The sequence below is a fragment of the Streptomyces sp. NPDC048353 genome (assembly GCF_055587165.1).
The window spans coordinates 1101172-1116393 of record NZ_JBVJGU010000002.1 but is presented as its reverse complement, the minus strand read 5'-3'; the positions used below and the strand labels follow the sequence as shown (position 1 = coordinate 1116393).

The following is a 15222-nucleotide window of genomic DNA, read 5'->3' as shown; positions in this document are numbered from 1 at the left end:
AGAGTGGTGAAAGGGAGAGCGAATCCCCCGGAACGGACGGGGCCGCACGGAACGGCCCCGTCCATCGAGGAGGACTACTCCTAGAAGCACTCCTTGGTGCCCTTGTGCAGCTTCAGCTTCAGGTCGGGAAGCTTGAAGGTCGCGGCGGTGGTCGCCCACGCCGTCTGCTCCACGCCCGTCAGCGTCGCGTCTTCGGCGCGCTGGGAGAAGCCGTACGGGTTCGCCTGGGTGTTCGGCTGAATACCCGGCTTGCCGTCCTTCTTCGGAAGCTGGCCCGCCGCGACGCCGATGTCGATGTTGCCGAACTCGGCGTCCGCCTTCAGCGAGGAGACATCGAGGTAGATGCCCTTCGCGTAGACCGGCTTCTTGTCCTCCGTGCCGGCGCGCAGCTCCAGCGAGACGTTGCCGATGAACGGCACGTCCGGAGTGACGACGGACTGGCACATGTTGGTGATCCAGGCCTCGGAGAAGCCCGAGACGGCGACCGGAGCCGCGAACGGCTTGCCGTGCAGGTCCTTGCCGGACGCCACGCTGCCGTACTGGACGAAGTCCTTGCCGACAAGACTGTCGGCCTTAACCTTGAACTCCTGGCCGGAGATGCTGAAGGACGCGGCCAGCGCGCCCTGGGCCAGGCCGACACCGATGGCGGCCGTCGCGGCCACACTCGGCACCATGACGACGGCGAACCGCTTCCATCTGGTCCCGCCACGAACCTGGGACTTCATGAGAATTCCTCCTTCTCGGACGTACATCTCCGGAAGGGCCGGGGCCCGTCCTGGGATGGGAGAAGTGCTACGTCCTCGGGAAGGTAGGCGCCGGCCCATCGGGCACGATGCGCGTCCGAATCACCGGCGATCACCCCCGAGCGACAACCACTGGCCACGCCTTGCGCGCAACCGCTTGGACAGGCCCTGCCGGTGAGGGCAGGAACCCCCCTGTCCACGGCCGGCGCCACTGCCGCCGGCCGACTCGGTGGGGACCCTCGCCGCGGACCCGGGTGGTTGCCGGGCTGGTGCGGTATCGGACCGAGCGTCGCCGATCGTGGTCCATTACGGGCCGGGGCACAAGGGGGCTCGTTACTCGCTAGTAACGGCCTGATAACCCGCCCACGACAGGGCGATGTCGGCCGGGCACACAGGGTGTGGTTGACAGGCTCAGTACATCAGGAGGATGAGGTTGAAACCCGGACAGACCGTCGGGTTCGATTTACTGCAAGTAACAGCGGCCGCGTTTACCAAGTTTTGGTAAAGCGCGGCCGCGTTATGTCACTGTGTCGCCAAATCGGCCCGGCCCTCAGGGCCGGACGGAGGTCAGAAGAGCACCCGCGCGAGGGCCTGCCGGCCCGCGGTCACCCGCGGGTCCTCGGGGCCGATCACCTCGAAGAGCTCCAGGAGCCGCAGCCGCGCCGCGTCCCGCTGCTCGCCCGCGGTCTGCCGCACCGCGTCGACCAGCCGGCTGAAGGCGTCCTCGACGTGACCGCCCACCAGGTCCAGGTCGGCGGCGGCGATCTGCGCGTCCACGTCGGCCGGGTTGTCGGCCGCGTTCTTCCGGACCTGCTGGGGGTCCATGTCCTGCACCCGCGCCAGCAGCTCGGCCTGGGCCAGGCCCAGCTTGGCCTCCGGGTGGGCCGGATCGTCGCTCAGCACGTTCTTGTACGCCTGGACCGCGCCGGACAGGTCGCCCGCGTCCAGCGCGGACATGGCCGCTTCGAGGAGGGCGTCGTACGGACCGGCCGGCACCGGGGCCGACTCGGCGGCCGCGCCGGCCTCGGGGTCCACGGCGATGCCGGTGAGACCGAAGCGCTCCTCGCCGACCTGGATCAGCTGGTCGAGCGTCTGCCGGATCTGTGCCTCGGGGGCCGCACCCTGGAAGAGCGGCAGCGCCTGACCGGCGACCACCGCGAAAACGGCCGGAATTCCCTGGATGCCGAACTGCTGCATCAGCATCTGGTTGGCGTCGACGTCCACCTTGGCCAGGAGGAACCGGCCGTTGTACTCGACGGCCAGCCGCTCCAGCAGGGGGCCGAGCTGCTTGCACGGCTCGCACCACTCGGCCCAGAAGTCGATGACGACCGGGACCTCGGCGGAGCGCTGCAGGACATCGCGTTCAAAGCCGGCCTCGTCGACGTCGATCACCAGGGCGGAAGGGGTGACGGCCGTCGGGCCACCCTGCCGGGCGGCATCGGCGCGAGCCTGCTCCGCCTTGGCCTTGGCCTCTCCGGCCGCCTTCACCGCGGCGAGGTCGACGACGCCGCTCATGGACATGTTTCGGGGCTGCATGGGTACATCCTCCCCCTTCCGCGCGCGTAACCGGTAAGCCATGGCTGAACCGTGCCGTCCGCAGGTCTCCCGCCGGTGTGCGAGACGTACGGACGACACGGTTCTTCGTTGTGTCTGCGGTGTACATCGCACCGGGTCCCCACCCGGCGCTCGTGGTTGTCGCTGGGGCCGCTCAAAGCCTTTCGCTACAGGTCGTAGCGTAACTGCACAACGGCGGCCGAGGGAAGACGGCCTCGGTGAACTGGCTCACATCACCACCCTCTGGCGCAAGACCTACCGGCGGGTATGGTCCATGCCCATGTGCAGCCGTACCAGCCCCCGACCCCGCGCCGCGGGACGTCCCGGCCGTCCGCGCTCCCCCGAGGCCGACACGGCCATCCTGGAGGCGACGCGCGCCGCTCTGGTCGAGCTGGGCTGGTCCAAGCTCACGATGGGGGACGTGGCGACGAGGGCGGGGGTCGCCAAGACCACGCTGTACCGCCGGTGGGCCAACAAGAACGAACTGGTCGTCGACGCCGTCGCCGTCCTCTTCGACGAGCTCGAACTCCCGGACCTGGGCAGCCTGCGGGCCGACATCGAGAACGTGGTGCTGCAGTTCGCGGCGCTCCTGGAGCGGCCGGAGACGAAGACGGCCCTCATGGCGGTGGTGGCCGAGTCCACCCGCGACGCGCCGCTGCGCGAGCGCATCCGGGCGTCGATCGTGGACCGGCAGAAGCGCCTGGTCCTGGAGGGCCGCCAGCGCGCCCAGGAGCGGGGCGAACTGCCCGCCGACCGCGACCCCGTGGCGATGGACGCGACCGACGACCTGATCTTCGACGTGATCGCCGGGGCGGTGGTGCACCGGGCCCTGGTGAGCGCGGAGCCGGTCGACGGGGAGTGGGTGCGGCGCCTGTCCGCGCTCCTGATCGGCGGCCTCGGCGAGGCCGCCGCCTCCGCCTGACCCACCGTCACCCCACCGACCGCCACCACCCGGGCCGGCGGCGGCGGGACGTCCGGTGACCAGTCCCGGCGTACGGCAGATGCGGCGGATCCGGGCGGAGAGCCGCTTAACTGACCCCATGACAGGCCGTGACAGCCCGCGCGGACACGGGCCGCGCAGGGAAGCCCTGGACGAGCGACGGCGGGCCGCCACCCGGCGCTTCCGGGAGAGCCAGGCGAACGAGATGTGGAGCCGGCTCTCCGCGCTCGACTTCCTCGGCAACTGCTTCCAGCTCGCCGCGCTCGCGATGCTGTGCTTCTTCCCCTTCCTCATCGTCGTCACGGCCGCCGCCGGGCGGGACGCGGCCGCCTCGATCGCGGTCTGGCTGGGGCTCGACCACGAGGCGGCCCAGGCCGTGGCATCGCTCTTCGTGGACGGCGAGGACCCGGGCTCCCTCACGGTGGCGAGCGCCGCCATGCTGCTCATCGGCGCCGAGGCCGTCGCCGGCACCCTGCAGGGCTGGTACAAGAGGCTCTTCGACGTCCCGCGCCGGGGCTGGCGTGACCTCACGGCGCAGCTGTGCTGGATCGGGCTGCTGATCGGCTACGCCGCCACGCAGACCGTCGTCGGCCGCGCCCTCGGCCAACCGCTGCTCCAGGGCACGTTCGGCATCGCCGCGGCGACCTGCTTCTGGTGGGCGACCATGTACATCCTGCTCGCGCGCGCCGTGCGGTGGCGGGCCCTGCTGCCCGCCGCCGTGGTCACGGCCCTGTGCTGGACCGGGCTCGGGCTCTTCTCCTCCCTCTTCTTCTCGTCGGCGATCGTGGAGAACAGCGAGAAGTACGGCCCGATCGGCGTCGTCATGATCATCATGTCGTGGCTGGTGGCGGTGGGCGTGGTCATCCACCTCGGAGCGGTCGTCGGCCGCCTCTACGAGGAGCGCCGCGCCGCCCGACGGGCGTAGGGGTCTCCCTCGGCGGGCACGGCCTCGCACCGGACCGGCGGGCTGGCCGCGCGGGCGGCCGGGCGGGAAGGTGGGCGGGCGACCGGCCTGGCGGAGGGCCGGCCGCGCGGGCGGCCCGGCGGGAAGGCTGGGATGCTGAGGGAAGGAAGCCCCCTGCCCCTGGACGCGGGACCTGGACGGACGGTGGTGAGCGCCGTGGCACGGACCGGGGAGACCGCTCCAGGACGGCCCGGCCCGGCCAGTCCCCCCACCGGCGCCTCGGCCGGCCCCGCGGAAGGCGGTGCCTCCACCGGGCCCTCGGGCAGCGCGTCCACCGATCCCCTGGGCGATCCGTTCCTGCGTACCCGCACGGCGCTGCCGGCCAGGCCGGCCGCCTTTCTGCGGCGGGAGCGGCTCGTCCGCCACCTCGACCGGGCCCTGGAGACCCCGCTGACCCTGGTCAACGGCTCCGCCGGGGCGGGCAAGACCCTGCTGGCCGCCGACTGGGCCGCCGGACTGCGGCAGCCGGTCGCCTGGCTCACCGCCGAGGCGGGGGAACACCGCCCGGGCGTGTTCTGGGCGTACGTCCTCCAGGCCCTGCGCGCCTGCGGTACGCCGGTCTCCGACGCGGTGGGGGCCCCGGCCGAGGCGTCCCGGGTGGACCACACGCTGCTGGCGAGGCTCGCCGCCGAGCTGGAGGCGCGCGATCGGCCGGTGGTCGTGGTGCTCGACGAGTTCGACCGGGTGACGGCGCCCGAGGTCGCGGAGCAGCTGGAGTTCGTCCTGCACCACGCCGGGCGGGGCATGCGCCTGGTCCTGGTGACCCGTACCGAACCGCTGCTGCCGCTGCACCGCTACCGGGCGGCGGGCGAGCTGACGGAGATCCGCGCGGCGGAGCTGGCCTTCACCCCGGAGGAGGCCGTCGTCCTGCTGGAGCGGCACGGTCTGAGCCTGCCGGTCGCCGCCGGACGCGCCCTCGTGGACCGTACGCGGGGCTGGGCGGCCGGCCTGCGCCTGTGTGCCCTGGCCGCCCGCGAGAGCGCCGATCCGGAGGCGTACCTCAAGGAGTTCGAGGCGGGTCACAGCACGGTCGCGGACTTCCTGCTGGCCGAGGTGCTCAAGCGGCAGCCGCCGCAGACGCAGGACCTGCTGCTGCGCGTCAGCGTCCTGGACCGGTTCTGCCCCGGTCTGGCGAATGTTCTGACCCGGCGGGACGACGCCGAGCCGATCCTCGTCGGGCTGCACCGCGAGAACGCGTTCGTCGAGGACCTCGGGCACGCGTGGTACCGGCTCCATCCGCTCTTCGGGGAGATCCTCCGGGCCCATCTGCGGGTCAGCCTCCCCGGGCTCGAACCCGAGCTGCACCGGCGGGCCGCGCGGTGGCTACACCGGCGCGGGCCGCTCACGGACACGCTGACCCACGCCGCCGCCTCGGGTGACTGGGCCTTCGCGGCCGGGGCCCTCGTCGGCGACCTGGCGATCGGGCAGCTCTTCACCGGTCTGCGCTCGGGCGATCTCGACCGGCTGTTCTCCGGGATGGGCCCCGAGGCCGCGGGGCCGGCGACGGAGCTGGTCCGGTCGGCGCGGGACCTGGCCCGGTGGGACGTCGAGCGCGGTCTGCTCCACCTGCGCCGCGCCCAGGAGCGGCCGGCCGCCGCCGATCGACCCGCCGAGCCCGCCGAGCTGCTGTCCCGTGCGCTGCTCGAGACCCTGGCCGGGCGGCTGACCGGCTCCCTCGAACGGGCCGAGCGCGCCGCCGAGGCCGCGGACCGGCTCCGGCGCGAGGTCCCGCCCGACCTGCTGGACGCGCACCCGGAACTCACCGCGCTCCTGCTGACCCACCTGGGCGCCACGCGCCTGTGGGCCGGGCGCTTCGAGGACGCGCGGGCCGTCCTGACGGCGGTGACCGGCGGGCAGGGCACCTCGGCCACCGCGCTCCCCCGCCACGACGCGATGGGGCACCTGGCCCTGATCGACTATCTGGACGGCTGGACCGGCCGGGCCGAGCGCAAGGCGCTCGCCGGGGCCGCCGAGGCGGAACGGTTCGGGCTGTCGCGTCCCGGCGCCTCCGGCCTCGGGCTGCTGGTGCTGGCCGCCGTCGCCGTCGACCGCGACGAACCGGGCCGGGCCCGGGCGCTCCTCGACGAGACGGCCCTGCTGCCCTCGGCGGCCCGCGATCCGGTGACGGCGGCGGCGCGGGCCCTGGTCGGGGGCCGTCTCCTGTCGGCGCGCGGCGAGGCGCGGGCCGCCGCCGAGCAGGCGGTCCCGGCCGTCTCCGCCGTCGTCGCCTCGCCCTGGGCGACCGGCCACGAGGCCCTGGCCACCGCCGCCGCTCACCTGGCCGAGGGGCGGCCGGAGAGGGTCGCCGAGGCGCTCGAAAGTGTGTCCGGCGGCCAGCCGGCGTCGGCGGTGGAGGCCGCGCGGATGCTGTTGGCCGCGGGCCGGCCCGAGACGGCGCTCGGGCTGCTCGACGGCGTCCGCAGCGGGGCCAGGACCGGCCCGGCGGTGACCGTGCGGATGACGTTGGTCCGCGCCCACGCCGCGTACCGGACCGGGGACGTCGCCACCGCGCGCCGGCTCGTCGCGCAGGCACTGCTCGACGCGCGGCGCGACCGGCTGCGCGGGCCGTTCCGTGACGCCCGGTCGTGGATCCGGCCGCTGCTGTCGACCGCGCCGTTGGACGGGCTGGCCGCGGATTGGCTGACGCCGGGCCGGCCCCGGGGCGGTGCGCCGGCGGCCCTCGTCGCCGAGGAGCTGAGCGGGCGCGAGCGGGACGTCCTGGAGCGGCTGGCCCGGATGATGTCGACCGAGGAGATCGCCGCCGACCTCTACGTCTCGGTGAACACGGTGAAGACGCACCTCAAGAGCGTCTACCGGAAGCTAGCGGTGAACCGGCGCAACGAAGCGGTGCGCCGCGCGCGCGAGCTGGGCCTGGTGTGAGCCTCCGCCCTCCCCCGCGACGGGTGAGCCGCGGGCGGCCGGGGGCCGACATCCTGAGCCGGAGGAGGCACCGATGTCCCGGTTGATCCACCACGACCCGGCCCGGGCCGGGCGAGCCGCAGAGCGCCGGGCCCACGCGGACTACTCGGGCGGCGTCTACGGGTCGATGCTCGCGGCCTCGGTGGTGATCGGCGCCGGCACCCTGGGCTCCTTCCCGCGCGCGGAGCTGGTGATGCTGCTGGTGCTCACCGGCGCGGTGTTCTGGGCCGCGCACGTGCACGCACACCTCTTCGGAGCGCGTCTGACGCAGGGGTCCCTGGACCGGCGGACGGTGCTGGGCGTGTGCCGGGAGGAGTGGCCGATCGTCAAGGCGGCCCTTCCGCCGGCGATCGCGGTGGCCGTCAGCCCGCTCCTGGGCCTCGACGTGGAGGGCGCCCTCTGGCTGGCGGTCTCCGTCGCCGTGGCGGGCCAGGTGGGCTGGTCGGTGGCGGCGGCCCGGCGGGCCGGTGCCTCCCGACGGCTCATGGCGGTCAGCGCCTCGGTCAATCTGCTGCTCGGCCTGCTGATCATCGGCTTCAAGCTCGTGCTGACGCACTGACCCCGGTCGGCCGGGATGGGACGGGTCGCGGGCTCGGCAGGTCAGGTCACCTGTGCCGGGTGAGGCCGGGCCCGCGCCCGCGGAGGGACGATCGCGGGGTAGGGCGCCGTCCGTCTGCCACCACGCAGCCCCGCGGGAGAACAGCCCATGCGCTACGAGATCCGCGTCGAGGGACACATGTCGGAGACGCTGACCCAGGCCTTCCCGGAGCTGGGCCACGTCACGATGTCCGGCCAGACGGTGCTGTTCGGCCCCGTCGTGGACGAGGCGCATCTCTACGGGCTGCTGGCCCGCTTCCAGTCGCTCGGCCTGCGCGTCCTGGAGATGCGGCAGCTGCCGGAGTGACCGGCCGGGTGCCCGGCCCGTGCAGGGGCGTCCCGGGCGCGGGCCCGCGGTGACGCCCCGGACGGCCTGCGGCGGTGTCCCGGCCGCCGTCAGAGACTCCCCGCGGTGACCCTTCCCGAGCGGACCGCGGCCTGCAGCGCCTCGAAGTCCCGCTCGTTCCGGTCGGCGTAGGACTGGGCGAACTCGGTGAGCGCGCGCTCGAAGCGGTCGCTCTTCCCGAGGTACGCGGCGATGGCGACGGGGTCGCCGGAACGGGCGTGGGCCCGCGCCAGGGACGCTCCGCAGAGCCGGCCGAAGAGGCGGAAGAGACCCGGCCCCATGGTCTCCGGCCGGGCGATGCCCTTCCAGTCCCAGAGCTGGCGTACGTAGAAGTCCCGGTGCCGGCCGTCGAGACCCACGACGTGCGTCCAGCCGAGGAGGATGTCGCTGGTGGTCTGGATCAGCCGCTGGCCGGTGACGACCCGGCGGCCCTGGTTGTCGAAGTCGTCGCCGCCGACGTGGGCGGAGAGCACCGATTCCTGCGCCTCCTTGGCCTGCAGCAGCAGGGGGTCCTCGTCGTCCCTGCCGAGCAGGAGCACGATCCAGCAGCGGGTCCCCACGCTGCCCACGCCCACCACCTTCCGGGCCATGTCCACCAGGCGGTAGTGCCGCAGCAGGTGCCGGCGCTCGGCCGGCAGGGTCCGGGCGTACCCCTCCAGGACGCCGGTGAGCTCCTCCGCCCGCCCGGCCTCCGGCGCCTCGGCGAGCAGCCGGTCGAGGGGGGTGATCAGCGGCGGGTCCGGGGCGATGCGCCGTCCCTCGTCCGTGAGCCGGGTGAGCTTCGCGAAGGCCTCCAGATGGGTCCGGGTGCGGGCTTTCGCCGTCGCCCGGTCGGTGCGGCGCCGGGCGTCCTCGTCCAGCGAGGAGGCCATCAGCTCCCGCATCCGGTCGGCGTCGTCCTGGGCGTACCAGATGTCCAGGGTCCGCATGCCGGCGAAGGCGCGCATCCGCTCCCGGTACGCCCCGACGCAGGTGCGGACAGCGGCGTTCTGTTCCTTCGGCGAGAAGCCGTTCGCCCGGCCGGCCGTCACGAAGCTCGCCGCCAGCCGCTTGACGTCCCATTCGAAGGGCCCGGGCAGGGTCTCGTCGAAGTCGTTGAGGTCGAAGACCAGATGACGCTCGGGAGAGGCAAGCAGCCGGAAGTTCAGCAGGTGGGCGTCCCCGCACAGCTGCACCGTCAGCCCCGTGTGGGGCAGGGTCCCGAGGTCCGCCGCCATGATCGCCGCGGCGCCGCGGTAGAAGCGGAAGGGTGACTCGATCATGCGGCCGTAGCGGATCGGCACCAGTTCGGGCAGGCGCGTCGCCGACTGGCCCACGATCACGTCGACCGGGTCGGGCCGGTTCGGGTCCGGCTCGAACCGCCCGTGGCTCGTCCGCGGTACGCGCTCGCGCGCCTTTCTGCCGAGTTCCGCCCGCTCGGCCGGTGTCGGTACGGCGGTGAAGTCGCGCGGTACGGTCATGATGATCCGGCCTCCCGGTCCGTCGGGGTGTCCGTTGCGCCGTCCGTCCGGGTATCACCCGTGGCGTCCGTCGTGGTGTTCCTCCCGGTGTCCGCCGTGGGGCCTGCCGGGGGCTCCGTCCCGGGGCCCCGCGCCGCGTCCGGCTCCGTCGGCTGCTCGCGGCCCTGCCGGCGCAGCCCGGCCTGGACCGCGCCCGCCAGCACCCGGGCGGCGACGCCGACGAGGAGCAGTCCTCCCGCCATCTGCATCATCGTGAGGATCCGGCCCGCCTGCGAGCGGGCGGTGATGTCGCCGTAGCCGACGGTGCTGAACGTCGTCAGCGTGAAGTAGAGGGAGTCCGTCCTGGTCAGCGGCTCGCTGAAGGAGCCGGGGGCGGAGTCGTCCAGCAGGTAGTAGGCGCCGGCGAACAGGACGAGGAACAGCGCCAGCGTGGCCGCCAGGGCCTCGACGGCCTTCAGACGCGGATGGGCCGAGCGCGTGATGACGCGTACCTCCCACAGGAACACCAGCACGACCGCGAGCAGACCGGTCGCGAGCAGCGCCAGCCGGCCGGCCGTGTCGCGGTCGGTCAGCGGGAGCAGGAAGTACGCGGTGAGGAGGAAGGCGACGATGAGGAAGGCGCGGGCGATGGTCGCGAGGGCCGCCCGCCGGTCGCGGCGCGCGGGGACCTCCGTTCCGGTCGGGTCGTCCGGGGCTGACGCGGCATCGCTCATCGCAAGCCTCTTCGTTCCGTGTCGCGGTCCGGGGCCGTCGTACGGGGTCGTCGTCCCTGGTCAGGGCTCGGTCGTCGTTCCGTGTCGCGGTGTGGGGCCACGGCGCGGCGCCGGCGGGCACCTGCCGGCGCCTCCCCGCCGGCGGACACCTGCCGGTCTCCAGCCCACCGCCGCCGGGGCTCCGACGGATCACCCGCCGTGGGTGACCCGGTGGCGGGTGGCGCGCGGGACGCTGAGACGGCCGGGTCCCGCCCACCGCCCCGACGGCGGTCGCGGGCGACCCGCTCGAACGCGCGAGGAGCCCCCCATGACCTCATCGCCTGGTCCGGCACCGCGGACCGGACCGGAAGAGACCGCCGGTGGAGCCGCCGGAGCGGACCGCCACCCGTCCGGCGACCCGGCGGAAGTGCTGGCCCGCCTCGGCCGTTCGTGGACGTGGCTGCTGATCTCGGCGGTGGCGACGCTGGTGCCGGGCATCCTGATCCTGGTGTGGCCGGACGGCACCCTGCACGTGGTGGCCGTCCTCATCGGCCTGTACCTGCTGGTGACCGGGGCGTTCCGGTTCGTGGGCGTCTTCGCGCGCGAGGAGCACGGCGAACGGCTCCCCGGGCTGCTCGTGGCGGTGCTGTACATCCTGGCCGGGGTGCTGTGCCTGCGGAACCCGCTGCAGACCATCGCCGCGCTCTCGCTGATCGTCGGCGTCGTCTGGCTGGTCTCGGGCGTCCTGACCCTCTACACGGCCCTCGCCGCCAAGGACCTGCCGCACCGCGGCATCGTCCTGGCGATGGCGGTCCTCGCCATCGTCGCGGGGATCGTGGTGCTCGCCCTGCCCACGGAATCGGCCCGCGCCCTCACCCGCCTGCTCGGCCTGTGGCTGGTCCTGCTCGGCCTCGCCGAGGGCGGACTCGCCCTCGCCCTGCGGTCCGCGCTCAAGGGCGCCCGCCCGAGGGGCCCGCACGGCGCCACGACGCCGGTCTGACCCCCCGGGGCCGTCGCGCACACGGCGCGCGTTCCCTCGCCCCGGACCGCCCCTCCACCGCACGGGCCGGCCCGGCTGGGGACCCGTCCGCCGCCGGCCCCGCACGGCGGAGGGGGCCGAACCGGTTACCGGCTCGGCCCCCTCCGTCTTTCCCCACGTCTCAAAAGCCCGGGGGCTCGGTGTAGACGCCCCACTCCTCCCGGAGCACGTCGCAGATCTCGCCGAGCGTGGCCTCCGCCCGTACGGCGTCGAGCATCGGGCCGATCATGTTCGAGCCGTCGCGGGCCGCCGCCAGCATCGCGTCGAGGGAGGCGCGGACGCGGGCGTCGTCGCGGTGGGTCCTGCGCTCGCCGAGGGCCCGGACCTGCTCCCGCTCGACCTCGTGGCTGACCCGCAGGATCTCCAGGTCGCCGGTGACCGAGCCGTGGTGGACGTTGACCCCGACGACCCGCTTGTCGCCCTTCTCCAGGGACTGCTGGTACTGGAAGGCGGACTCGGCGATCTCGCCGGTGAACCAGCCGTCCTCGATGCCGCGCAGGATGCCGGAGGTGATCGGTCCGATCGGGTGCTGCCCGTCCGGGTGGGCCCGGCGGCCGCGCTCCTTGATCTGGTCGAAGATCTTCTCGGCGTCGGCCTCGATCCGGTCGGTGAGCTGCTCGACGTACCAGGAGCCGCCGAGCGGGTCGGCGACGTTGGCGACGCCGGTCTCCTCCATGAGGACCTGCTGGGTGCGCAGCGCGATCTCGGCGGCCTGCTCGCTGGGGAGCGCGAGGGTCTCGTCGAGGGCGTTGGTGTGCAGCGAGTTGGTGCCGCCGAGGACGGCGGAGAGGGCCTCCACGGCGGTCCGTACGACGTTGTTGTACGGCTGCTGGGCGGTGAGGGAGACACCGGCGGTCTGGGTGTGGAAGCGGAGCCACTGGGCCTTGTCGGTCTGCGCGCCGTAGACCTCCTTCATCCAGCGCGCCCAGATCCGGCGGGCGGCGCGGAACTTGGCGATCTCCTCGAAGAAGTCGAGGTGCGCGTCGAAGAAGAAGGAGAGACCGGGGGCGAAGACGTCGACGTCCAGGCCGCGGCTCAGCCCCAGCTCGACGTAGCCGAAGCCGTCGGCGAGGGTGTACGCCAGCTCCTGCGCGGCCGTCGCCCCGGCTTCGCGGATGTGGTAGCCGGAGACGGAGAGCGGCTTGTACGCGGGGATGCCCTGCGCGCAGTGCTCCATGAGGTCGCCGATGAGGCGCAGGTGGGGCTCGGGCTGGAAGAGCCACTCCTTCTGCGCGATGTACTCCTTGAAGATGTCGGTCTGGAGCGTGCCGTTGAGCACGCCCGGGTCGACACCCTGGCGCTCGGCGGCGACCAGGTACATGCAGAAGACGGGTACGGCGGGCCCGGAGATGGTCATGGAGGTGGTGACGTCGCCGAGCGGGATGTCCTTGAAGAGGACCTCCATGTCGGCGGCGGAGTCGATGGCGACGCCGCAGTGGCCGACCTCGCCGAGCGAGCGCGGGTCGTCGGAGTCGCGGCCCATGAGGGTCGGCATGTCGAAGGCGACGGAGAGCCCGCCGCCGCCGGCGGCCAGGATCATCTTGTACCGCTCGTTGGTCTGCTCGGCGTTGCCGAAGCCGGCGAACTGGCGGATGGTCCAGGTGCGGCCGCGGTAGCCCGTGGGGTGCAGCCCGCGGGTGAAGGGGTACTCGCCCGGCCAGCCGATGCGCTCGAACCCCTCGTAGGTGTCGCCGGGCCGGGGCCCGTAGACGGGCTCGACCGGGTCCCCGGAGAGCGTGGTGAAGTCGGCGTCGCGCTTGCGGGCCTTGTCGTAACGGGCCTGCCAGCGGCGGCGGCCTTCCTCGATCGCGTCAGCGTCCATACCCACGAATTTACTAGGACGTCCTAGTAAATGTCGATGGCAAACCTCCGCACATCCGTGCGGAGGCAGGCGTCAGACCTTCGCCGGAGCGGGCCGCGCGCCGCTGACCAGCGGAAGCGTCTCGCGGACGACCTTGCGCTCGACGAAGAAGGCGGCGAAGGGAATCGTCCCGGACAGCAGCACCCACAGCAGCTTGCCGAACGGCCACTTCGCCTTGGAGCCCAGATCGAAGGCGAAGATCAGGTAGATGATGTAGAGGACGCCGTGGGTCTGGGAGACCGCGAAGGTCACGTCCTCGCCCATCTCGAACCCGTACTTGAAGATCATGCACGTGCAGAGCACGAGCAGCATGACGGCGGTGATGTACGCCATGACGCGGTAGCGGGTCAGCACGCTGGATTTCATGCCGTCGAGCGTAACGGCAGGTTCCGGGCGATCTTCGGGCGGGCCCCTCGCCCGCTACGTCTCGTCGAAGTCGTGCGCGGCGACCCGCAGCGGCCGCAGCATCGCGAAGATCTCGCCGCACTCCTCGGAGTCGTACACACCCAGCCCGAAGTCCATCTCCATCAGGTCCTTGGTGGCCGACTCGACCACCTCGCGGCCCTTCTCGGTGATGGAGGCGAGGGTGCCGCGGCCGTCGTTCGGGTTGGGCCGCTTCGCGACGAGACCGGAGCGGACCAGCCGGTCGACGGTGTTCGTCACCGAGGTGGGGTGCACCATCAGCCGCTCGCCGATCTTGGACATCGGCAGCTCACCGGCCTTGGAGAAGGTGAGCAGCACCAGCGCCTCGTACCGCGCGAAGGTCAGTCCGTACGGCTTGACCACGGCGTCGACCTCCGCCAGGAGGATCTGGTGGGCCCGCATGATGGAGGTGATCGCCGCCATCGAGGGGACCGGGCCCCAGCGGTGCTGCCAGAGTTCGTCGGCGCGGGCGATGGGGTCGAACGGGAGACTGAGCGGCTTCGGCACGCGTCGACCTTACCGACTGGTCATATGCCGGTCAGCCCCGTCTCGCACTTCGGTCCGGTGGTGCGCGGGAGGGCGCGGTGTCGCGCCCCGGCGCGGACTGACCGGTATGCCACGATGGCCCGATCTGTCCCGACCCGACCCTGGGGGCTGGATGTCCCGCCGCACCCTCGCCGCCGCCCTCGCCCTGGCCTGCGGTCTGCTCCTCGCCGGATGCGGCGGGCAGGAGCCGCCGGGGACACCGGCCGGCCCGCCCTCGGCGCGCGGCGAGTCCGGCGGCCCGACGGCCGGTTCGCCGTTCTGGGTCGATCCCGACAGCGACGCGGCCCGTCAGGTCCGGGCGTACGAGGAGCAGGGGCGGGCCCGGGAGGCCGAGCTGCTGCGGCGGATCGCGGACCGCCCGGTCGCGGAGTGGCCGGCCGGCGACGATCCCGTGGCGGACGTGACCAGGGCGGTGCGCGGCGCCGCGGCCGGCCGGCGGACCGCGGTCTTCGTCGCGTACAACATCCCGCACCGCGACTGCGGGATGTACTCGGCGGGCGGCGCGCGCGACGGGAACGCGTACCGGACGTGGGTCGACTCCTTCGCCTCCGCGCTCGGCGACGCGTCCGCGGTCGTGGTCCTGGAGCCGGACGCGGTGCCGCACATCGTGGACGGGTGTACGCCGGGGCAGTACCACGACGAGCGCTACCGACTGCTCTCGGAGGCGGTCGACCGGCTGAAGCGGCAGCCGAACACCCGCGTCTACCTGGACGCGGGCAACCCGGCGTGGATCCACGATCCGGGCAAACTGGTGGAGCCCCTGCGGCGGGCCGGTCTCGCCAAGGCCGACGGCTTCTCCCTCAACGTGGCCAACTTCCAGACGACCGAGGCCGTGAAGGGCTTCGGCGCCCGGCTGTCCGGCATGCTCGGCGGGGCCCACTTCACGGTCGACACCAGCCGCAACGGCGACGGCCCCCTCCCGGGCGACGGGGAGGAGGCCTGGTGCAACCCACCGGGCCGGGCGCTCGGCCTCCCGCCGACCGACGAGACGGGCGACGACCTGGTCGACGCCTACCTGTGGATCAAACGCCCGGGCGAATCGGACGGCACCTGCAGGGGCGGCCCCGCCGCCGGCGTCTGGTGGCCGGAGTACGCCCTCGGCCTGGCCCGCAGGGCCAAGGAGGCGTAGCGCGGGGAG

14 protein-coding genes are annotated in these 15222 nt (G+C 73.2%); 7 read left to right on the top strand and 7 right to left on the bottom strand.

The genetic code is table 11. From position 1 onward, the window contains the following. Positions 1-80: 80 nt before the first annotated feature. Together ACZ6RC_RS10460 and ACZ6RC_RS10455 are read right to left on the bottom strand one after the other, a co-directional pair. Complete coding sequence (locus ACZ6RC_RS10460) at positions 81-725, bottom strand: DUF6230 family protein (protein WP_391139129.1); 645 nt, start codon at positions 723-725, stop codon at positions 81-83. Between the two features lie 585 nt (positions 726-1310). Further along, positions 1311-2264, bottom strand: coding sequence for a tetratricopeptide repeat protein (locus ACZ6RC_RS10455; RefSeq protein WP_391139667.1), 954 nt, complete (start codon positions 2262-2264; stop codon positions 1311-1313). Positions 2265-2577: 313 nt separating this feature from the next. Between ACZ6RC_RS10455 and ACZ6RC_RS10450 the strand changes: the two genes are divergently transcribed. From ACZ6RC_RS10450 to ACZ6RC_RS10430, 5 genes are all read left to right on the top strand, one after another. Further along, entirely contained in the window at positions 2578-3219 is a 642-nt protein-coding gene (locus ACZ6RC_RS10450) for a TetR/AcrR family transcriptional regulator (RefSeq protein ID WP_391139131.1), read from the top strand. A gap of 118 nt (positions 3220-3337) precedes the next feature. After that, entirely contained in the window at positions 3338-4162 is an 825-nt protein-coding gene (locus ACZ6RC_RS10445) for a YhjD/YihY/BrkB family envelope integrity protein (protein ID WP_453613858.1), read from the top strand. A 132-nt stretch (positions 4163-4294) separates the two neighbouring features. Then, positions 4295-7081 (top strand): helix-turn-helix transcriptional regulator, encoded by a 2787-nt coding sequence (locus ACZ6RC_RS10440; RefSeq protein ID WP_469580688.1) that lies wholly within the window; start codon positions 4295-4297, stop codon positions 7079-7081. A gap of 73 nt (positions 7082-7154) precedes the next feature. Continuing rightward, on the top strand, positions 7155-7679 hold the full coding sequence (locus ACZ6RC_RS10435; RefSeq protein WP_391139137.1) for a hypothetical protein: 525 nt from the start codon (positions 7155-7157) through the stop codon (positions 7677-7679). Between the two features lie 147 nt (positions 7680-7826). Beyond that, entirely contained in the window at positions 7827-8024 is a 198-nt protein-coding gene (locus tag ACZ6RC_RS10430; protein WP_391139139.1) for a hypothetical protein, read from the top strand. An 89-nt stretch (positions 8025-8113) separates the two neighbouring features. Here ACZ6RC_RS10430 and ACZ6RC_RS10425 read toward each other — a convergent pair whose 3' ends face one another. After that, a complete protein-coding gene (locus ACZ6RC_RS10425; protein ID WP_469580685.1) occupies positions 8114-9523 on the bottom strand; it encodes a DUF2252 domain-containing protein in 1410 nt (469 codons plus the stop codon). Continuing rightward, positions 9520-10236: a potassium channel family protein gene (locus tag ACZ6RC_RS10420; protein WP_469580682.1), complete on the bottom strand. Its 717-nt coding sequence runs from the start codon at positions 10234-10236 to the stop codon at positions 9520-9522. Before ACZ6RC_RS10420 ends, ACZ6RC_RS10425 begins: the two co-directional genes overlap by 4 nt. Before the next feature lie 307 nt (positions 10237-10543). Here ACZ6RC_RS10420 and ACZ6RC_RS10415 point away from each other — a divergent pair, with 307 nt between their 5' ends. Then, entirely contained in the window at positions 10544-11215 is a 672-nt protein-coding gene (locus tag ACZ6RC_RS10415; protein ID WP_469580679.1) for an HdeD family acid-resistance protein, read from the top strand. 160 nt (positions 11216-11375) lie between these two features. Here ACZ6RC_RS10415 and ACZ6RC_RS10410 read toward each other — a convergent pair whose 3' ends face one another. The 3 genes from ACZ6RC_RS10410 to ACZ6RC_RS10400 form a co-directional block, all read right to left on the bottom strand. Continuing rightward, entirely contained in the window at positions 11376-13076 is a 1701-nt protein-coding gene (locus tag ACZ6RC_RS10410; RefSeq protein WP_391139148.1) for an acyl-CoA mutase large subunit family protein, read from the bottom strand. Positions 13077-13148: 72 nt separating this feature from the next. After that, positions 13149-13481 (bottom strand): DUF3817 domain-containing protein, encoded by a 333-nt coding sequence (locus ACZ6RC_RS10405; RefSeq protein WP_469580677.1) that lies wholly within the window; start codon positions 13479-13481, stop codon positions 13149-13151. 54 nt (positions 13482-13535) lie between these two features. After that, the gene (locus ACZ6RC_RS10400; RefSeq protein WP_391139152.1) at positions 13536-14045 is read right to left on the bottom strand and encodes a MarR family winged helix-turn-helix transcriptional regulator; all 510 of its coding nucleotides are present in this window, start codon (positions 14043-14045) and stop codon (positions 13536-13538) included. Between the two features lie 151 nt (positions 14046-14196). On the opposite strand from ACZ6RC_RS10400, the gene ACZ6RC_RS10395 reads away from it, so the two are divergent. Beyond that, the gene (locus tag ACZ6RC_RS10395) at positions 14197-15213 is read left to right on the top strand and encodes a glycoside hydrolase family 6 protein (RefSeq protein WP_469580673.1); all 1017 of its coding nucleotides are present in this window, start codon (positions 14197-14199) and stop codon (positions 15211-15213) included. Positions 15214-15222: the final 9 nt, after the last annotated feature.

Excerpts from the sequence above, each read along its gene's own strand:
- ACZ6RC_RS10445 (WP_453613858.1), top strand. The coding sequence starts at position 3,338 with ATGACAGGCCGTGACAGCCCGCGCGGACACGGGCCGCGCAGGGAAGCC.
- ACZ6RC_RS10420 (WP_469580682.1), bottom strand. The coding sequence starts at position 10,236 with ATGAGCGATGCCGCGTCAGCCCCGGACGACCCGACCGGAACGGAGGTC.
- ACZ6RC_RS10425 (WP_469580685.1), bottom strand. The coding sequence starts at position 9,523 with ATGACCGTACCGCGCGACTTCACCGCCGTACCGACACCGGCCGAGCGG.
- ACZ6RC_RS10450 (WP_391139131.1), top strand. The coding sequence starts at position 2,578 with ATGTGCAGCCGTACCAGCCCCCGACCCCGCGCCGCGGGACGTCCCGGC.
- ACZ6RC_RS10455 (WP_391139667.1), bottom strand. The coding sequence starts at position 2,264 with ATGTCCATGAGCGGCGTCGTCGACCTCGCCGCGGTGAAGGCGGCCGGA.
- ACZ6RC_RS10415 (WP_469580679.1), top strand. The coding sequence starts at position 10,544 with ATGACCTCATCGCCTGGTCCGGCACCGCGGACCGGACCGGAAGAGACC.
- ACZ6RC_RS10440 (WP_469580688.1), top strand. The coding sequence starts at position 4,295 with ATGCTGAGGGAAGGAAGCCCCCTGCCCCTGGACGCGGGACCTGGACGG.
- ACZ6RC_RS10410 (WP_391139148.1), bottom strand. The coding sequence starts at position 13,076 with ATGGACGCTGACGCGATCGAGGAAGGCCGCCGCCGCTGGCAGGCCCGT.
- ACZ6RC_RS10435 (WP_391139137.1), top strand. The coding sequence starts at position 7,155 with ATGTCCCGGTTGATCCACCACGACCCGGCCCGGGCCGGGCGAGCCGCA.
- ACZ6RC_RS10460 (WP_391139129.1), bottom strand. The coding sequence starts at position 725 with ATGAAGTCCCAGGTTCGTGGCGGGACCAGATGGAAGCGGTTCGCCGTC.
- ACZ6RC_RS10405 (WP_469580677.1), bottom strand. The coding sequence starts at position 13,481 with ATGAAATCCAGCGTGCTGACCCGCTACCGCGTCATGGCGTACATCACC.
- ACZ6RC_RS10430 (WP_391139139.1), top strand. The coding sequence starts at position 7,827 with ATGCGCTACGAGATCCGCGTCGAGGGACACATGTCGGAGACGCTGACC.
- ACZ6RC_RS10395 (WP_469580673.1), top strand. The coding sequence starts at position 14,197 with ATGTCCCGCCGCACCCTCGCCGCCGCCCTCGCCCTGGCCTGCGGTCTG.